Source organism: Streptomyces sp. NBC_00461, from assembly GCF_036013935.1.
Classification (GTDB): Bacteria; Actinomycetota; Actinomycetes; order Streptomycetales; family Streptomycetaceae; genus Streptomyces.
The window spans coordinates 6,134,463-6,152,444 of sequence record NZ_CP107902.1 but is presented as its reverse complement, the minus strand read 5'-3'; the positions used below and the strand labels follow the sequence as shown (position 1 = coordinate 6,152,444).

General features: G+C 71.5%; 17 protein-coding genes and 1 riboswitch. Of the genes, 9 read left to right on the top strand and 8 right to left on the bottom strand.

Translation table 11 applies throughout. The features are described 5' to 3' along the window. The first annotated feature begins 49 nt into the window (after positions 1 to 49). Positions 50 to 805: a decaprenylphospho-beta-D-erythro-pentofuranosid-2-ulose 2-reductase gene (locus OG870_RS28940; protein WP_266519991.1), complete on the top strand. Its 756-nt coding sequence runs from the start codon at positions 50 to 52 to the stop codon at positions 803 to 805. A 4-nt stretch (positions 806 to 809) separates the two neighbouring features. Here OG870_RS28940 and OG870_RS28935 read toward each other — a convergent pair whose 3' ends face one another. Further along, positions 810 to 1,388 (bottom strand): 2'-5' RNA ligase family protein, encoded by a 579-nt coding sequence (locus tag OG870_RS28935; RefSeq protein WP_266519989.1) that lies wholly within the window; start codon positions 1,386 to 1,388, stop codon positions 810 to 812. Positions 1,389 to 1,525: 137 nt separating this feature from the next. Further along, the gene (gene trpS / locus OG870_RS28930) at positions 1,526 to 2,539 is read right to left on the bottom strand and encodes a tryptophan--tRNA ligase (RefSeq protein ID WP_266519987.1); all 1,014 of its coding nucleotides are present in this window, start codon (positions 2,537 to 2,539) and stop codon (positions 1,526 to 1,528) included. 89 nt (positions 2,540 to 2,628) lie between these two features. Between trpS and OG870_RS28925 the strand changes: the two genes are divergently transcribed. From OG870_RS28925 to OG870_RS28915, 3 genes are all read left to right on the top strand, one after another. Next, complete coding sequence (locus tag OG870_RS28925) at positions 2,629 to 3,231, top strand: RNA polymerase sigma factor (protein WP_405659055.1); 603 nt, start codon at positions 2,629 to 2,631, stop codon at positions 3,229 to 3,231. Then, positions 3,224 to 4,270, top strand: a complete 1,047-nt coding sequence (locus OG870_RS28920; RefSeq protein ID WP_443063441.1) for a hypothetical protein — start codon at positions 3,224 to 3,226, stop codon at positions 4,268 to 4,270. Before OG870_RS28925 ends, OG870_RS28920 begins: the two co-directional genes overlap by 8 nt. Positions 4,271 to 4,610: 340 nt before the next feature. Continuing rightward, entirely contained in the window at positions 4,611 to 5,222 is a 612-nt protein-coding gene (locus OG870_RS28915; protein ID WP_266519982.1) for a hypothetical protein, read from the top strand. A gap of 93 nt (positions 5,223 to 5,315) precedes the next feature. Here the strand turns inward: OG870_RS28915 and OG870_RS28910 are convergent, their stop codons facing one another. After that, positions 5,316 to 6,767 carry a glycine hydroxymethyltransferase gene (locus tag OG870_RS28910; protein ID WP_266589506.1) on the bottom strand — a complete coding sequence of 484 codons (1,452 nt, stop codon included), beginning with the start codon at positions 6,765 to 6,767 and terminating at the stop codon, positions 5,316 to 5,318. A gap of 43 nt (positions 6,768 to 6,810) precedes the next feature. Continuing rightward, a riboswitch (ZMP/ZTP riboswitch) is annotated at positions 6,811 to 6,900 on the bottom strand. Between the two features lie 102 nt (positions 6,901 to 7,002). On the opposite strand from OG870_RS28910, the gene rocD reads away from it, so the two are divergent. Together rocD and OG870_RS28900 are read left to right on the top strand one after the other, a co-directional pair. Continuing rightward, positions 7,003 to 8,208 (top strand): ornithine--oxo-acid transaminase, encoded by a 1,206-nt coding sequence (rocD, locus tag OG870_RS28905; RefSeq protein ID WP_266589505.1) that lies wholly within the window; start codon positions 7,003 to 7,005, stop codon positions 8,206 to 8,208. Between the two features lie 146 nt (positions 8,209 to 8,354). Continuing rightward, entirely contained in the window at positions 8,355 to 9,200 is an 846-nt protein-coding gene (locus OG870_RS28900; protein ID WP_266592444.1) for a DMT family transporter, read from the top strand. Between the two features lie 120 nt (positions 9,201 to 9,320). Here OG870_RS28900 and pdxR read toward each other — a convergent pair whose 3' ends face one another. Then, entirely contained in the window at positions 9,321 to 10,709 is a 1,389-nt protein-coding gene (gene pdxR / locus OG870_RS28895) for a MocR-like pyridoxine biosynthesis transcription factor PdxR (protein WP_266589504.1), read from the bottom strand. A 47-nt stretch (positions 10,710 to 10,756) separates the two neighbouring features. Here pdxR and OG870_RS28890 point away from each other — a divergent pair, with 47 nt between their 5' ends. Genes OG870_RS28890 through OG870_RS28880 form a run of 3 tightly spaced genes read left to right on the top strand, consistent with a single transcriptional unit; the run spans position 10,757 to position 12,449 of the window. Further along, positions 10,757 to 11,257 (top strand): carboxymuconolactone decarboxylase family protein, encoded by a 501-nt coding sequence (locus OG870_RS28890; protein ID WP_266589503.1) that lies wholly within the window; start codon positions 10,757 to 10,759, stop codon positions 11,255 to 11,257. Continuing rightward, a complete protein-coding gene (locus OG870_RS28885; RefSeq protein ID WP_266589502.1) occupies positions 11,254 to 11,724 on the top strand; it encodes a carboxymuconolactone decarboxylase family protein in 471 nt (156 codons plus the stop codon). The genes OG870_RS28890 and OG870_RS28885 overlap by 4 nt, the downstream gene beginning before the upstream one ends. Continuing rightward, positions 11,721 to 12,449, top strand: a complete 729-nt coding sequence (locus OG870_RS28880) for an isocitrate lyase/PEP mutase family protein (protein ID WP_266519962.1) — start codon at positions 11,721 to 11,723, stop codon at positions 12,447 to 12,449. Before OG870_RS28885 ends, OG870_RS28880 begins: the two co-directional genes overlap by 4 nt. On the opposite strand, the gene OG870_RS28875 is transcribed toward OG870_RS28880, so the two are convergent. Genes OG870_RS28875 through OG870_RS28860 form a run of 4 tightly spaced genes read right to left on the bottom strand, consistent with a single transcriptional unit; the run spans position 12,450 to position 17,971 of the window. Further along, entirely contained in the window at positions 12,450 to 13,406 is a 957-nt protein-coding gene (locus OG870_RS28875) for an ABC transporter substrate-binding protein (RefSeq protein WP_266519960.1), read from the bottom strand. A 1-nt stretch (position 13,407) separates the two neighbouring features. After that, positions 13,408 to 15,399 (bottom strand): ABC transporter permease, encoded by a 1,992-nt coding sequence (locus OG870_RS28870; protein WP_327691695.1) that lies wholly within the window; start codon positions 15,397 to 15,399, stop codon positions 13,408 to 13,410. Then, positions 15,399 to 16,442, bottom strand: coding sequence for a quaternary amine ABC transporter ATP-binding protein (locus OG870_RS28865; protein WP_327691694.1), 1,044 nt, complete (start codon positions 16,440 to 16,442; stop codon positions 15,399 to 15,401). Before OG870_RS28865 ends, OG870_RS28870 begins: the two co-directional genes overlap by 1 nt. Next, the gene (locus OG870_RS28860) at positions 16,442 to 17,971 is read right to left on the bottom strand and encodes a GMC family oxidoreductase (RefSeq protein WP_266589499.1); all 1,530 of its coding nucleotides are present in this window, start codon (positions 17,969 to 17,971) and stop codon (positions 16,442 to 16,444) included. Before OG870_RS28860 ends, OG870_RS28865 begins: the two co-directional genes overlap by 1 nt. Positions 17,972 to 17,982: the final 11 nt, after the last annotated feature.

Sequence of the window (17,982 nt, the reverse complement as noted above, 5' to 3'; positions counted from 1 at the left end):
CGCCGTCCCGCCGTCTCGCCCTCTAGCCAGACACCTAGGAGCTGCTGCCGTGAAGGACGCCCTCGGCCTCCCCCAGTCCCTGCTCGTCCTCGGCGGTACGTCCGAGATCGCGCTCGCCACCGCACGCCGGCTGATCGCGCGCCGCACGCGCACGGTGTGGCTCGCGGGACGCCCCTCGGCCGCCCTGGAACAGGCCGCCGAGCAGTTGCGCGGTCATGGTGCCGACGTGCACACCGTCGCCTTCGACGCGCTCGACCCCGACGCCCACGAGACCGCCCTCGGCAAGGTCTTCACCGAGGGCGATGTCGACATGGTGCTGCTCGCCTTCGGGATCCTGGGTGACCAAGCGCGCGACGAGCGCGAACCGGCCGCCGCGGTGCGCGTCGCGCAGACCAACTACACGGGTGCGGTGTCGGCGGCGCTGGTGAGCGCACGCGCGCTGCAGACGCAGGGGCACGGCTCACTGGTGGTGCTCTCCTCCGTCGCCGGCGAGCGGGCCCGCCGCAGCGACTTCATCTACGGCTCCAGCAAGGCCGGCCTGGACGCCTTCGCGCAGGGGCTTGGCGACGCGCTGCACGGCACGGGCGCGCACGTCATGGTCGTACGCCCCGGGTTCGTCCGGTCGAAGATGACCGCCGGCCTTCCGCGGGCACCGTTCGCGACGACACCGGAGGCGGTCGCGACGGCCGTCGAACTCGGGCTGCGGCGACGCTCGGAGACGGTGTGGGTGCCAGGCGTGCTCCGCGTGGTGATGGCGGCGCTGCGGCATCTGCCGCGGGACGTGTTCCGGCGGCTGGCCCTGTAGTCGATCAGCGGGTCGGCAGGGACCCGCGCTCCACGTGCCCCGCCTGCGGCGGCACCACCGAGCCCCCGAAGGCGTACTCGCGCAGCTTGCGCCACACGCCGTCGGGACCCTGCTCGTAGAGCGCGAAGCCGGTGCACGACCAGTCGGCCTCGTAGTCGGCGAGTTCCGCGAAGGCGCGGTCCATGGCCTCTTCGTCGATGCCGTGCGCGACCGTGACGTGCGGGTGGTACGGGAACTGCAGCTCGCGCGGCACGGGTCCGGAGGCGTCACGGACCTGCTGCTGCAGCCAGGTGCAGGCCTCGGCGCCCTCGGCGACCCGCACGAAGACGACGGGTGACAGGGGCCGGAAGGTGCCGGTGCCGGACAGCCGCATCGGGAAGGGCCGGCCGACCGCCGCGACCTCGGTCAGATGTGCCTCGACGGCCGACAGGTCACTGCCGTCGACCTCCGTCGGCGGCAGCAGGGTGACGTGCGTGGGGATGCCGTGAGCCGCGGCGTCGCCGAAGCCCGTGCGCAGCTGTTGGAGCAGGCTGCCGTAAGGCTCCGGGACCGCGATCGACACGCCGATCGTTACGGTCCCCACGTCGTCTCCTGTCGTCGTGACGGATTTGTTCTCAGCCGTCGGCTATCGACTGTAAGGCCACGGCTGTGTCGTGGGCAGGCGCAACCGGAGTGATGTGCAGCGCTCTGCCGAGTGGTACGTGTGTGCGGTGGTGCGCGTCAGTGCTTCGCGGGCAGGAAGCCCACCCGGTCGTACGCCTGGGAAAGGGTCTCCGCGGCGACGGCGCGCGCCTTCTCCGCGCCCTTGGCCAGGATCGAGTCGAGCGTCTCCGAGTCGTCCAGGTACTGCTGGGTGCGCTCCTTGAAGGGCGTCACGAACTCGACCATCACCTCGGCGAGGTCCGTCTTGAGCGCGCCGTACATCTTGCCCTCGTAGTCCCGCTCCAGTTCGGCGACCGACTTGCCCGTGAGGGTCGAGTAGATGGTGAGCAGGTTGCTGACGCCGGGCTTGTTCTCGGCGTCGTAGCGGATGACGGTGTCGGTGTCGGTGACGGCGCTCTTGACCTTCTTGGCGGTGGCCTTGGGGTCGTCGAGGAGGTTGATGAGGCCCTTCGGCGTGGAGGCCGACTTGCTCATCTTGATCGACGGGTCCTGCAGGTCGTAGATCTTCGCCGTCTCCTTGAGGATGTACGGCTTCGGGATCGTGAAGGTCTGGCCGAAGCGGCCGTTGAAGCGCTCCGCGAGGTCGCGGGTGAGCTCGACGTGCTGGCGCTGGTCCTCGCCGACCGGGACCTCGTGCGCCTGGTAGAGCAGGATGTCGGCGACCTGGAGGATCGGGTACGTGAACAGGCCCACGGACGCGCGGTCGGCGCCCTGCCTGGCGGCCTTGTCCTTGAACTGGGTCATGCGGGAGGCCTCGCCGAAGCCGGTGAGGCAGTTCATGACCCAGGCCAGCTGGGCGTGCTCGGGGACATGGCTCTGGACGAAGAGCGTGCACCGGTCGGGATCGAGGCCGGCCGCGAGGAGCTGGGCGGCGGCGAGCCTGGTGTTGGCACGCAGGTCGGCGGGGTCCTGCGGAAGCGTGATCGCGTGCAGGTCGACGACCATGTAGAACGCGTCGTGGGTCTCCTGCAGGGCCACCCACTGGCGGACGGCGCCGAGGTAGTTGCCGAGGTGGAACGAGCCTGCGGTGGGCTGGATTCCGGAGAGCACACGAGGACTGTCAGAGGCCATGTTCATCATTCTCTCAGGTCTGTCGAGCCGATCCGGAACTGGTCGGAAACAGGTGGGAACCGATCCGTCTTCTGCGGTGTAACAAGGGTGTGAGGACGCGGGAGGGGGGCCGCATCGTCGATGAGGCCGCGGTGATCGCACGCGTACGCGCCGGAGAGCCGGAGGCGTACGCGGAGCTGGTGCGGGCCCATACGGGCATCGCGCTCAGGGCGGCCGCGGCACTCGGGGCGGGTGCGGACGCGGAGGACGTGGTGCAGCAGGCCTTCGTGAAGGCGTACTGCGCTCTGGGCGGGTTCCGGCACGGCGCGGCGTTCAGACCGTGGCTGCTGTCGATCGTCGCCAATGAGACCAGGAACACAGTGCGGACGGCAGCCCGACAGCGGACGCTCGCCGGCCGGGAAGCGGCGTTGGCGGAGGCGGAGCCGCTGATACCGGAATCGGCGGACCCGGCGGTGGCGACGCTTCGGACGGAGCGCCGCACGGCTCTGCTGTCCGCCCTGGAGCAGCTGAGCGAGGAGCACCGCCTGGTCGTCACCTACCGCTATCTCCTGGAGATGGACGAGTCCGAGACGGCCCAGACCCTGGGCTGGCCTCGCGGGACGGTCAAGTCCCGTCTCAACCGCGCCCTGCGCAAACTTGGCCGGCTCCTGCCGGATTTCGAGCCTCGGGAAGGGGGTGACGAGCGTGAGTGAGGGACGGAGCTACGACGGCGGGGGCGGCCGTGGTCCGGAGGGCACCGGTGGCCGGTGGCCGCGCGGGCGGCAGCACGGAAGTGGTGCTTCCCGGCTGCCCGACGAACTGCGCGCGCTGGGCAGATCGCTGGATCCGACCGGGGCGGGCGACGACGACGGGGCCGGCGCTGCCCTCGGCTCCGAGACGATGGTCGAGCGGGTGCTGGGACAGATACTGGCCGAGCACGTGCCGGTCCCGGTGGCTGAGGCCCGGGGTGCCCGTGAGCGGTTGCGTGCGGTCCGGCGCTGGGCGCGGCTGCGGTGGCGCTCGCTGACCGCGACCCTCTGCGCACTGCTGACGGTGCTCGCGCTCACACCCCCGGTCCGGGCCGCGGTCCTGGACTGGTTCGACTTCGGCGGGGTCGAGGTGCGGTACGACCCGTCGGCGGTGCCGTCACCCGGCGCCGAGGTGCCCGGCTGCGGCAGGTCCGTGTCCCTCGGGCAGGCCGAGCACCGGGCCGGCTTCGAGCCGCTGGTCCCGGACGCGCTCGGTGTGCCGGACACGGTGACGGTCAGCGACGAGCCGCACGGGCGGTTCCTGGTGAGCCTGTGCTGGCGGGAGGGCGGGCGCACGGTCCGGCTGGACGAGTTCCGGGCCTCGCTGGACCTCGGCTTCACCAAGACGTTGCGCGAGCAGCCGGAGTGGCTCGCGCTGAGCGGGGAGCCTTCGGCCGACGGCGTGCAGGACTACGCCCTGTGGTTCCCCCGCCCCCACCTGCTGAGCTTCTGGCTCGTGGACGAGGACGAGCACCGCTTCACCCGAAAGGAGCGGACCACCGGGCCGACGCTGCTGTGGACCCATGGGCCCAACCACGGAGGCGGGGATCTGACGCTCCGGCTGGAAGGCGTGGCGTCAAAGGGTCGGGCCGTGGAGATCGCGAAGTCCCTGGACGAGTCGGCCCAGAAGTCTTCGGGGTCCTCCAAGGCCCTCAAGTCCTCGGATTCCTCGGGCTCCTGGGACTCCTCGGACTCCTCGGACTCCTCCGATTCTTCGGAATAGTTCGCGGGTCGTGGGAACCCCGGCGGGTCGGGCGGTGTACCAGAAGTGACACGCGGCTCGGGGAGGGCCGGACGGGAGCGAGCGGTTGGAGGACGGCATGCGGGGATGGAGGCGCGGAGCTCGTGAAGGGGTGGCAGGCCGAAGCATGTCGAGGGCGGCGAGGTTCACGGCACTTCTGCCGACGGCGGCAGCACTGGTCCTGAGCGGGATGCCGAGAGGTGCGGCGGCGGTTGCACAGGACCGGGCCCGAGCAGAAGGCCGGACGCACACCGCGGCACAGATGGAGGGACGGACTCGGGCACCGGTGCGGGTGCCGGCACAGGTGGGAGCACAGGCACACATGCGGGACTTTCCGGACCTGGCGATGATCATCGCGGGCGGCACGGGTCAGACGACGGTGCTGAAGGCGGGGCAGCCCGCCTTCGCTCACCTCCGGCAGCTGCTGAGGCCGGATTACACGGGGACGGAGCGGGTGCCGGAGGCCTGGGCGGAGGGCCGCTATCCGCCGGTGGACTTCACCGTGGTCTGGGGCCTGACGGGGGTCGGAGGCTATCCGCAGACGAACCGCGCGCCGGGCGGTGACGTGGCGGTCGAGCGGCAGGACCAGCTGTTGCTGGCCGCGGACGGCATGCCCTGGATACGCAGTGATCCGGCGCCGGACATCGAGGACGACGACATCCGCTGGCACCGGGCGCCGCGCTCGATCCTCGTGGACCTGGAGCGGGAGAAGGTGCTCGCCGGGCTAGGCGAGAGCGCGACCGCGGCCCGGGCCACCGGCGGCGCGGCCGCTCAGGCCGGGGCCCGCGGGGGCAGTTTCTGGTGGGCGGTGCCGGGGCTGGCCGTGGGGCTCGTGGTCGGCGCCGGCGGCACGTTGCTGATACGCCGCGCGGCGGCCCGGCCGGGAGCCGGACCGCCGCGCGAGGAGCCACGACAGGAACTCATCGATCTTTGACCGTCGTGGGTTGTGCTGCGACGGTCACGGACCTTGGAGTCCCCGGTCCTTGACAACTCAAGAGGGCGTTTGCCACTCCGGAGGGGCCGTGTGTCAGCCCAGGTCGATCTCCGGGTACAGCGGGAAGCCGGCCACGAGGTCGGTGGCCCGGTGCGAGATCTCGTCCGCGATCTTCGGGTCCAGGATGTGCTGGGCCTTGGACGTGGCACCGGACTTGGTGGTGCCCGGCTCGGCCGTGGTGAGGACACGGTCGATCAGGCCGGCTACCTCGTCCATCTCGGCGGTGCCCAGGCCGCGGGTGGTCAGAGCGGGGGTGCCGATGCGGATGCCGGAGGTGTACCAGGCGCCGTTGGGGTCGGCCGGGATGGCGTTGCGGTTGGTGACGATGCCCGAGTCGAGCAGGGCCGCCTCGGCCTGGCGGCCGGTGAGGCCGTAGGAGGTGGCGACGTCGATCAGGTTGAGGTGGTTGTCGGTGCCGCCGGTCACCAGGGTCGCGCCCCGGCGCATGAGGCCGTCCGCGAGCGCCCGCGAGTTGTCGACGATGCGCTGGGCGTAGTCCTGGAAGGAAGGCTGCCGGGCCTCGGCGAGGGCGACGGCCTTGGCTGCCATGACGTGCGGGAGCGGGCCGCCGAGGACCATCGGGCAGCCGCGGTCGACCTGGTCCTTGAGGGAGTCGTCGCACAGGACCATGCCACCGCGCGGTCCGCGCAGCGACTTGTGGGTGGTGGTGGTGACGATCTGGGCGTGCGGGACCGGGTCGAAGTCACCGGTGAGGACCTTGCCGGCGACGAGACCGGCGAAGTGCGCCATGTCCACCATGAGCGTGGCGCCGACCTCGTCGGCGATCTCGCGCATGATGCGGAAGTTCACGAGGCGGGGGTAGGCGGAGTAGCCGGCGACGATGATCAGCGGCTTGAACTCGCGGGCGGAGACGCGCAGGGCCTCGTAGTCGATGAGGCCGGTGCCGGGGTCGGTGCCGTAGGAACGCTGGTCGAACATCTTGCCGGAGATGTTCGGGCGGAAGCCGTGGGTGAGGTGGCCGCCCGCGTCCAGGGACATGCCGAGCATGCGCTGGTTGCCGAAGGCCTGGCGGAGCTCGGCCCAGTCGGCTTCGGAAAGGTCGTTGACCTGGCGGACACCGGCCTTCTCCAGGGCGGGGGTCTCCACGCGCTGGGCGAGGACCGACCAGAAGGCGACCAGGTTGGCGTCGATGCCCGAGTGCGGCTGGACGTAGGCGTGGCGGGCGCCGAAGAGCTCCTTGGCGTGCTCGGCGGCGAGCGACTCAACGGTGTCGACGTTGCGGCAGCCGGCGTAGAAGCGGCGGCCGATGGTGCCCTCGGCGTACTTGTCGCTGAACCAGTTGCCCATCGCGAGAAGCGTGGCCGGGGAGGCGTAGTTCTCGGAGGCGATCAGCTTCAGCATCTCGCGCTGGTCGTGAACCTCCTGACCGATGGCGTCGGCGACCCGCGGCTCCACGGCACGGATCACGTCAAGGGCGGCGCGGAAGGCGGTGGACTCGGTGGACAGGGGCTGCTGCTCTGGCATGTCGTCGGCCTCCGGGTGGCGTGGCTTGAAGCATTCACGGTTCACGGTTGGCCCAGGCGCACGGCACTCGCTCACTCGCAGGCCGCTCCCCGATGGTCGATCCCATCCCAGCGCGCCAGTCACGGCCCGCCGGTCAGACTACCGGGCGCGCCGGAACGCGGAGGTCCCGCGTCCACCATGCGAGCGACGATAAGAAGGGGCACACCCTCAGCTTCTGGCACCCTCTGGAGATCCCGTGACCGCTACGGAGAGCCTCATCGCCGCCGCCGACGCGCACAGCGCGCCCACCTACCACCCGCTGCCCGTGGTCGTCGCGTCCGCGGACGGGGCGTGGATGACGGATGTCGAGGGGAGGCGGTATCTGGACCTGCTGGCCGGTTACTCGGCGCTCAACTTCGGCCATCGCAACCGGCGGCTCGTGGAGGCGGCGAAGGCGCAGCTGGAGCGGGTGACGCTGACGTCGCGGGCGTTCCACCACGACCGGTTCGCGGCATTCTGCTCCGAGCTCGCCGAACTGTGCGGGATGGAGATGGTGCTGCCGATGAACACGGGCGCGGAGGCGGTGGAGACCGCGGTGAAGACAGCCCGGAAGTGGGGGTACCGGGTCAAGGGCGTGCCCGCGGAGATGGCGAAGATCGTGGTCGCGGGCAACAACTTCCACGGCCGTACGACGACGATCATCAGCTTCTCCACCGACGCCGAGGCGCGGGCGGACTTCGGGCCGTACACGCCGGGCTTCGAGATCGTGCCGTACGGCGATCTGACGGCGATGCGGGCGGCGATGACGGAGAACACGGTCGCCGTGCTGCTCGAACCGATCCAGGGCGAGGCGGGTGTGCTGGTGCCGCCGGCCGGTTATCTGCCGGCGGTGCGGGAGCTGACGCGCGAGCGGAACGTGCTGTTCGTGGCGGACGAGATCCAGTCGGGGCTGGGGCGGACGGGCGCGACCTTCGCGTGCGAGCAGGAGGGGGTCGTCCCCGATGTGTATGTGCTCGGGAAGGCGCTGGGCGGCGGGATCGTGCCGGTGTCCGCGGTGGTGTCGAGCGCCGAGGTGCTCGGGGTGTTCCGGCCCGGGGAGCACGGTTCGACGTTCGGTGGGAATCCGCTGGCCTGTGCGGTGGCGTTGGAGGTGATCGCGATGCTGCGGACGGGCGAGTTCCAGGCGCGGTCGGCCGAGCTGGGCGGCCATCTGCACCGGGAGCTGGGGGCGTTGACCGGCACCGGGCGGGTGTTGGCGGTGCGGGGCCGGGGCCTGTGGGCGGGCGTCGACATCAGTCCGGCGTTGGGGACGGGGCGGGAGGTGTCGGAGAAGCTGATGGAGCGTGGGGTGCTGGTGAAGGACACGCACGGGTCGACGGTGCGGATCGCGCCCCCGTTGGTGATCGGGAAGGAGGATCTGGACTGGGGGCTCGGTCAGCTGCGGGGTGTGCTCGGCGTGTGAGATCCCGTACCGGTGCGGTCCGTGTCTCCCCGTTGGTGCGGCTGTCCTGCGGTGTTCGGGGGGCAGCCTAGAGATCGGTGAGAGCGTACGCCGAAGCACTCCCGACCGTTGCTCGCCTCCCCTACAGTCACTTTGTGATCTTTGGGATGGTGTGCGCTCTCGGCGCTGCGGTTTGCTTCGGTACGGCGACGGTGTTGCAGGCGGTCGCCGCACGGGCGGCGACCGCGGGCGGGGGCGGAGAGGCGGCACTGCTGCTGCGGGCGCTGCGGCAGTGGCGGTACATGGCCGGGCTCGCGCTGGACGGGCTGGGGTTCGTGCTGCAGATCGCGGCGCTGCGGTCGATCCCGATCTACGCGGTCGCGGCGGCCCTCGCGTCAAGCCTCGCGGTCACCGGTGTGGTCGCGGCGCGGCTGCTGCATGTGCGGTTGAGCGGGGTGGAGTGGGGCGCCGTCGGCGTGGTGTGCGCCGGGCTCGCGATGCTGGGCCTGGCGTCCGGGGAGGAGGGCGATCGCGCCGGGTCGACCGCTCTGAAGTGGGCGATGCTCGCGGTCGCCGTGGTCGTGCTGCTGCTCGGGCTGGTCGGCGGGCGGTGGTCCGGGCGGGGGCGGGCGCTGATGCTCGGGTTGGGGGCCGGGTTCGGGTTCGGGGTGGTGGAGGTGTCGGTACGGCTGATCGACTCACTCGCACCGTCGGAACTGTTCACCAACCCGGCGACGTACGCGCTCCTTCTCGGCGGAGGTGCCGCCTTCCTGTTGCTGACCACCGCCCTGCAGCGTGGATCGGTCACCACGGCGACGGCCGGGTTGGTGATCGGCGAGACGATCGGACCCGCGGCGGTGGGCGTGGTGTGGCTCGGGGACCGTACCCGGGAGGGGCTCGCCTGGCTGGCGGTGCTGGGATTCGTCATCGCGATCGCGGGGGCGCTGGCGCTGGCGCGATTCGGGGAGGCGCCGGCGGAGGAAGAGGCGGAGGAGGAAGAGGCGACGGCCTGACCCGCCGCCCATTCCATTGCCGCCCGTCGCGGCCCGCAGCGCCCAATCCCGGCCCTTGGCGGCCTTGTTTCGGTCGCGCACAGCAGGCCGGCCAACCAGGCGCGATGACCGCCGGTCCATTCATTCGGGCAGCGCCGCGCACAGTGCGTCCAAGGCCCCCGCCCAGGCGCTGTCCGGGGGTGTTCCGTAGCCCACCACCAGCGCGTCGGGCGGCTCGGCGGTCGCCTCCGGGTGCCGGTAGCGGTGCAGGCCGTGCACCGCGAGTCCCTGCCAGGCCGCCGATCTAAGCGCCTCCCGCTCGGTGCCCGGCGGGAGGCGGAGCACCACGTGCAGGCCCGCCGCGATGCCGGTGGCACGGACCTGCGGGGCCCGCCGCGCGAGTTCCGCGACCAGCGCGTCACGGCGGCGGCGGTAGCGCAGGCGGGCGGCGCGCACATGGCGGTCGTAGGCGCCGGAGGTGAGGAACTCGGCGAGCGTCAACTGGTCCAGGGCCCCACAGGAGTCGATGCCGCCCTTCGCCTTCGCCGCTTCCTGGACGAGGTGCGGCGGCAGCACCAGCCAGGCCAGTCTGAGGCCGGGGGCGAGGGACTTGCTGGCGGTGCCCGCGTACACGACGTGGTCCGGGTCCAGGCCCTGGAGGGCGCCGACGGGCTGGCGGTCGTAGCGGAACTCGCCGTCGTAGTCGTCCTCGACGACCAGGCCGCCGGTGCGACGCGCCCAGTCGACGACGGCAGCGCGCCGGTCGCGGTGCAGGGTGCCGCCCATCGGGAACTGGTGCGCGGGGGTGAGCAGAACCGCGGCCTCGTCCGTCAACTCCCCGGGATTCGTGCCCCGTTCGTCGAACGGCAGCGGGACGGTTCCGAGGCCGGCGGCGGCCAGCAGTTTCCAGTGCACGTCGAGGCCGTACGACTCGACAGCGACGGTGCGTGCCCCGCGCGCCCGCAGCACCGCGCCGAGGATGCGCAGGCCGTGCGAGATGCCGGCGCACACGAGGATGCGTTCGGGGTCGGCGCGCACTCCCCGGGCCCGGGCGAGATAGCCGGCGAGCGCGGTGCGCAGTTCGACGCGGCCGCGCGGGTCGCCGTAGTCGAGGGCCTGGTACGGGGCCGTGGCGAGGGCGCGGCGGCAGGCCTTGAGCCACTCGGCGCGCGGGAAGGAGGCGAGGTCGGGGACGCCGGGGATCAGGTCGTAGGCGGGGCGGGTGCGGGCGCGCGGGCGGGGTGCGGCGGCCAAGGGCCGGCCGACCGGGCGATCGGCCACCCGGGTGCCCGAGCCCTGCCGCGCGGTGAGCCAGCCCTCCGCGACCAGGTCGGCGTAGGCGTCGGCGACGGTGTTGCGGGCGATACCCAGGTCGACGGCGAGGGTGCGGGAGGAGGGCAGCCGGGTGCCGGGGGCCAGGCGTCCGGTGCGGACGGCCTCGCGCAGGGCGTCGGTCAGGCCCCGGCGCACCCCCGGGCCCGTCGGCTCCAGATGCAGGTCGACGCCCAGAGTGGCCCACGTTTTCGCCATGGAAATGGACCATACCCCTGGGCTGCCTCGCTTCTAGGGTCGAGGACATGACGACAGCAGAGGAAGCCGCCGAGTACGCACTCGAACAGCCCGCCCGTCTGCGCTGGACCCAGCACGCCCCCGAGGTCTACAAGGCGATGGTCCGCCTCGACGCGGCCGCCCGGCAGGGCCTGGACCCGAAGCTGCTGGAGCTGGTGAAGATCCGCGCCTCGCAGCTCAACCACTGCGCGTTCTGCCTGGACATGCACACCAAGGACGCGCTCGCGGCGGGCGAGAGCGTCGAGCGGATCATCCAGCTCGGCGCGTGGGAGGAGTCGAAGCACTTCTACACGGAGAGGGAGCTGGCCGCCCTCGAACTGACCGAGGCGGTCACCGTGCTGACCCAGGGCTTCGTCACGGACGAGGTGTACGGCCACGCGGCCAAGCACTTCGAGGAGGTCGAGCTGACACAGCTGATCGCCGCGATCACGGTGATCAACGCGTGGAACCGGTTCGGCGTGACCTGCCGTCTGACCCCGGGCCACTACGAGGCGGGGCAGCACAAGTGAGCCGTACGAGATACCTCGACCGCGAGGTCGGCCGGGCCTTGTCCGCCGTGAGTGCGGCCGCGAAGCGCGGGCTGGGCGACCCCGCCCTCGCGGAGCTTGTCGTGATCAGGGCCTCGCAGCTCAACCACTGCGCGTTCTGCCTGGACATGCACCTCGCGGTCGCCCGCGAGCACGGGGTGAGCGAGAGGCAGCTGGACCTGCTCGCCGCCTGGGAGGAGGCCGAGGACGTCTTCGACGAGCGGGAGCGGGCCGCGCTCGCGCTGACCGAGGCCGTCACCGTCCTGACTGGGGGCACCTCCCGGACGAAGTCTGGGGGAGGATTCGTGCCGGACGCGGTGTACGAGCGGGCGGCCGCACACTTCGACGACGGCCGGCTCGCCCACCTCGTCGGGCTGATCGTCGCGATCAACAACTGGAACCGGATGATGGTCAGCCGCCGTACCCCGCCGGGAGGTTGCACGCCATGAGCAAGGTCGAGGTCTTTCGCGGGCTGCACCGGGGCCGCCTCCCGGGTGATCCGCTCGTGCTGCCCGGCCCCTGGGACGCGGTGAGCGCCCGGGTGTTCGCCGAGGCCGGCTTTCCCGCGCTCGCGACGCCCAGCGCGGGGATCGCCGCCTCCCTCGGGTACGAGGACGGGTCGACGCACCCCGACGAGATGTTCGCCGCGGTGGCGCGCATCGCACGGGCCGTGGACGTACCGGTGTCGGCGGACATCGAGGACGGATACGACCTCGCGCCCCGGGAGCTGGTGGAGCGGCTGCTGGAGACGGGGGCCGTCGGCTGCAACCTTGAGGACTCGCACGGGGGTGTGCTCAAGGACCCGCACAAGCACGCGGACTGGCTCGCGGAGGTGCGGGCCGCAGCCGGTGACGAACTCTTCGTCAACGCCCGCGTCGACACCTTCGTCCGTGGAGTCTTTGACCCCGACCGGGCCATCGAGCGGGCCGCGTTGTACGTCGCCGCGGGCGCCGACTGCGTCTATCCGATCGGTGCGCCGGTGAGTGTCCTGCCGCTTCTGCGGTCCGGGATCCTGGGGCCGGTCAACGTGCACGGCGCCCTGGACGGCAAGGGCCCCTCGCCCACCGAACTCGGTGAACTCGGGGCCACCCGCATCACGTTCGGGCCGCTGCTGCAACGCCGGGCGGCGCTGGCGCTGCAGGGGATGGCCGACGAGCTGAAGCAGCGCCGGTGATCAGGACAGCCACGCCTTCCAGGTGGAGGCGTGGCGGTCCACCCACTTCTTCGCCGCCTGCTCGGGCGACAGCTTCTGGTCGGCGATCATCAGGGAGACCTCGTTCTGGTCCTCGGTCGTCCACCTGAACTTCCTGAGGAAGGCCGCCGCCTTGCCGCCCTTCTTCGAGAAGTCGGCGTTGAGGTACTTCTGCAGCGGGGTGTGCGGATAGGCGCAGGCCACCTTCGCCGGGTCCGTGTCGCAGCCCTCCTTGTACGGCGGCAGCTTCACCTCGGTCATCGGGACCTTCTTGAACAGCCACTGCGGCGCGTACCAGTACGTCAGGAAGGGCTTCTTCTCCTTCGCGAACTGCTTCATCTGCGTGATCTGGGCGGCCTCCGAACCCGCGAACACCACCTGGTAGTTCAGCTTCAGGTTCTTCACCAGCGCCTTGTCGTTGGTGACGTACGACGGTGAGCCGTCCATCAGCTGGCCCTTGCCGCCGCTCTCCGCGGTGCGGAACGACGACGAGTACTTGTTGAGGTTCTTCCAGTTCGTGATGTCGGGGTGCTGCTTGACCAGGTAGGTCGGCACGTACCAGCCGATGTGACCGGTGACGCCCAGGCCGCCGGCGCGCGCGATCGTCTTCTTGTCGTCGACGTAGCGTTTCTCCTGGTCGGGGTGGCCCCAGTCCTCCAGGATCGCGTCGACCCGGCCCTGGCTGAGCGCGTCCCAGGCGGGGACCTCGTCGACCTGGACGGTGTCGACGCGGTAGCCGAGCTTGTGCTCCAGCAGGTACTGGGCGACGGCGACGTTGGACTGCGCGCCGACCCAGGACTGGACGGACAGGGTCACGGTCCTGGCGCCCTGCGCGTTGGCGAAGGGCGAGGCCTGCTTGGTCATGTCGGCGGCACCGCAGCCGGTGAGCAACAGGAGCGAGGACCCCACGGCCACCGCGGTCGTCGTACGAAGTCGCATGTCACGCTCCCTTCTTGGTGCGGCGTTCCGTCGGCTGTGTCACCCGGTCGAGCATCAGTCCGAGGCAGACGATCGCGGCGCCCGCGACCAGGCCGGTCGCCAGGTCGCCCTGTGCCAGGCCGAAGACGGTGTCATAGCCGAGGGCGCCTCCGCCGACCAGGCCGCCGATGACGACGACGGCGAGGACGAGGACCACGCCCTGGTTGAGGGCGAGCTGCAACGCCGGCCGGGCGAGCGGGAGTTGGACCTGGCGCAGCTGCTGGGCGGGGGTCGCGCCGAGCGAGCGGGCCGACTCCAGGGCGGCCGGGTCGACCTGGCGCAGGCCCTGTGTGGTGATGCGGACGACGGCCGGAAGCGCGTAGACGACGGCTGCCGCCGCGGCGGGGGCGCGGCCCACTCCGAACAGGGCGACCACCGGGATCAGGTACACGAACTGCGGCATCGTCTGGAAGACGTCCAGGACGGGGCGCAGCAGTCGCTCGAAGCGGTCGCTGCGGGCCGCCGCGATACCGGTCGCGAAGCCCAGGACGAGCGTGACGGCGACGGCGGCGAGGACCTGGGAGAGCGTGTCGAGGGACGGCTGCCACACGCCGAGCACGCCGATCGCGGCCATGGCGAGGACGGCGGTGAGCGCGGTGCGCCAGGTGCCGATCAGCCAGGCGAGCGCCGCCACCAGCAGCAGGACCGACCACCAGGGCAGCCACTGCAGGCCGCTGCGGACAGGGTCGAGGACCCAGGTGGTGAAGTGGCCCGCCCACTCGGCGGTGCCGCCCACGACGGGCACGCCCGAGTACAGGTGCGCGGTCATCCAGTCGACGGCCCGGTTGACGGGTTCGGCGATGTTCACGATCCAGGCCTCGGGCCAGTCCAGGCGGCCCGCGAGCCGGCCGGCGACCGCCACCACCACGGCGGTGAGAAGGGCGTACGCCCACGTGTCACCCGGCCACCGCCGCACCGCGAGGCGTTGCACGCCGCCCCTGTTGATCGCCGCGCGCCGGGGTTCTCCGGTGCCGCCGCCGGCCGCGCCGGTGATCCGGTCCAGTACGACGGCCAGCAGCACGATCGGGATGCCGGCCGCGAGCGCCGCGCCCACGTCGACGGAGGCCAGCGCCTGGTAGACCCGGTCACCGAGGCCGCCCGCGCCGATGACGGAGGCGATGACGGCCATCGACAGCGCCATCATGATCGTCTGGTTCAGGCCGAGGAGGAGTTCCTTGCGGGCCAGTGGGATACGGGCGGTCAGCAGCCGCTGGGGTGCGGTGGCGCCGAGCGACTCGACGGCCTCCAGGACCTCCTTGTCGGCACCGCGCAGACCGAGGGAGGTGAGGCGGGCCATGGGCGGGGCGGCGTAGACGACGGTGGCGAGGACCGCCGCGGGGACGCCGATGCCGAAGACCAGCACGACCGGCAGCAGATACGCGAAGGCCGGCAGCACCTGCATGGTGTCGAGGACCGGGCGCAGGATCCGGTCGAGGCGGTCGGAGAGACCGGCGCCGAGGCCGAGCAGGGCTCCCACGACGACCGACACGAGGACGGCGACCACCATCAGCGCGAGGGTCTGCATGGTCGGCACCCACATGCCGAGCAGCCCGCAGGCGAGGAAGGCGGCAGCGGTGCCGATCGCGAGTCGCGCTCCGGCGACGCGCCAGGCGACGAGCGCCCCCAGGGCCGTGACGCCGGCCCAGCCCGCGGTGAGGAGCACCAGATACACGGCGCGTACGGAGAGCACGACCGCGTTGCTGACGTAGCCGAAGAAGTAGAGGAACAGGGGGTGGCTGTCCCGGTTGTCGATGATCCAGTTGCTGGTGCTGGTGAGCGGCTTGGTGAGGTCGACGGTGAGGGCGTCGGGCCAACTGCCGCTCGCCCAGCGGGCGTTGGCCAGCGGCACGAGGATCGCCGCGGCGAGCGCGAGGAGCAGCAGCTTGCGGGCCACGGGGTGTTTCAGCACACGGGGGAGGGCGATGCGCGGGGCGGATGCGGTGGCTGTGGCCATCAGACCGCCTCCTTCCGCGGCTCCGTTCCGGCGACGACGCCGAGGAGCCTTTCGTGGTCGACGACGCCGAGGCAGCGCCCGTGCTCCACGACGCAGGCCGCCCTGCCGCTACGGGCGACGACCTTGATCGCGTCGGCGACTACCGCGCCGGGTTCGAGCGCGCCGGGATGCTCGGCCGCGTCGCAGCCCCCGGGCCTCATGGCCGTACGTACCGTCATCACCTGCTCGCGCGACACGTCCCGGACGAACTCGCGTACGTAGTCGTCGGCCGGGCTGCCGACGATCTCCTCGGGGGTGCCGAGCTGCACCACCCTGCCGTCGCGCATCAGGGCGATGCGGTCGCCCAGCTTCAGTGCCTCGGAGAGGTCGTGGGTGATGAAGACCATCGTGCGGCCCTCCTCGCGGTGCAGTCGGACCACCTCCTCCTGCATGTCCCGCCGGATCAGCGGGTCGAGCGCGCTGAACGGCTCGTCGAACAGCAGGACCTCGGGGTCCACCGCGAGCGCGCGGGCCAGGCCCACGCGTTGGCGCTGGCCGCCGGACAGCTGGGCCGGGCGGCGCTGCTCCATGCCTTCCAGGCCGACCTTGTCGACGACCGCCTGGGCGCGCGCCCGCCGCTCGGCCTTGCTCACGCCCTGGATCTCGAGGCCGTACGCCACGTTGTCGAGGACTGTGCGGTGCGGCAGCAGGCCGAAGTGCTGGAAGACCATCGCGGCGCGGTGGCGGCGCAGTTCGCGCAGCCGGGTCCTGTCCATGGCGCGTACGTCCTCGCCGTCGATGGCGATGGCACCCGCCGTCGGCTCGATCAGCCGGGTCAGACAGCGCACCAGGGTGGACTTGCCGGAGCCGGACAGGCCCATCACCACGAAGACCTCGCCCTTCTGCACCTCGAACGACACGTCGCGCACGGCGGCGGTGCAGCCGGTGCGGGAGCGGAGTTCGGCGGGGTCCAGCGAGGTCAGCTCGGGGTCTGCGGGAACGCGGTCGGCCTTCGGGCCGAACACCTTCCACAGTCCTTCGACGGAAAAGACGGACGTACTCATCACGCACCACTTCCGATCAGGTCTATGGCTTTCTCTCCGACCATCAGCACGCCGATCATCGGGTTCACGGCGGTCATGGTCGGGAACACGGAGGCGTCGGCGATGCGGATCCCGTCCAGGCCGCGGATCCTCAGCTCCGGGTCGACGACGGCCTGCGGGTCGTCCGCGGCGCCCATACGGCAGGTGCCCGCCGGGTGGTACACGGTGTGGGCGACCTTGCGGGCGTACTCGCTGAGCTCCTCGTCGCTCGTGAGGTGCGGGCCGGGGGCCACCTCGCGCCTGAGCCAGCCCGCGAGCGGCTCGGTCCGCGCGATCTCGCGGGCGATGCGGATGCCGTCGACGAGGGTGCGGCCGTCGTAGTCGTCCTCGTCGGTGAAGTAGCGGAAGTCGAGGGCCGGCTTCACGGACGGGTCGGCGCTGGTGAGGTACAGCCGGCCGCGGCTCTTCGGCTTGGGGATGTTCGGGGTCATCGAGACGCCGTACGGCGGCCGTTGGTAGCCGAGGCGCTCGGGGTTGTCCGTGAAGGGGACCTGGTAGAAGTGGAACATCAGGTCCGGGCCCGCGTGTCCGGGGTCGCGGCGCACGAACAGTCCGGCGTCGCTGTCCATCGCGGAGTTCTCGGGGATCGGGCCGTTCGTCTCCCAGACGATCACCGACTCGGGGTGGTCCAGGAGGTTCTCGCCGACGCCGGGCAGGTCGTGCGCCACGGGTATGCCGAGCGCTTCGAGGTCCTCGCGGGGGCCGATGCCGGAGTGCATCAGCAGGCGGGGGGAGTCGACGGCGCCGGCGCAGAGCAGGACCTCGTTGCGGGCCCGTACGAGGATCTCCTCGCCGTGCTTCGTGCGGACGTGCACGCCCTCGGCGCGGGTGCCGTTCAGCTCCAGCCGGTGCGCCCAGGTCTCCAGGAGGATCGTCAGGTTCTCGCGCTCGTCCATCACCGGGTGCAGATACGCCACCGACGCCGACGACCGCTTGTTGTCCTCGGGGTGGTAGGCGAGGTCGAAGAAACCGACACCGTCGGTGAACGGCGCACGGTTGAAGCCCTCGACCCGGGGAACCCCCGTCGCGTGCTGAGCGGCGTCGACGAAATCCCGGGCGATGGCGTTCCGGTCCTTCTCGTCGACCGGGACGATGTTGTTGAGCAACCGCGCGTAGTACGCCTCCATGGGTACCGCGCCCCAGCCCTTGGCGCCGGCCTCCTCCCACTCGTCCCAGTCGGAGGGCAGCGGCTTGAAGGCGATGAGCGTGTTGTGGGAGGAGCAGCCGCCGAGGACACGGGCACGGCTGTGCCGGATGTGGGAGTTGCCGCGGGGCTGCTCGGTGGTGGGGTAGTCGTAGTCCAGCTCGCCGCCGAGGAGGCCCATCCAGCGGCGCAGCGTCAGCACGTCCTCGCGGCCGACGTCGCTGGGGCCGCCCTCGATGACGGCGACGGTGACGTCCGGGTTCTCGGTGAGGCGGGAGGCGATGACGGACCCTGCCGTGCCGCCGCCTATGACGACGTAGTCGTAGACCTGTGTGTTCTCGGACATGCGGGGTGGTG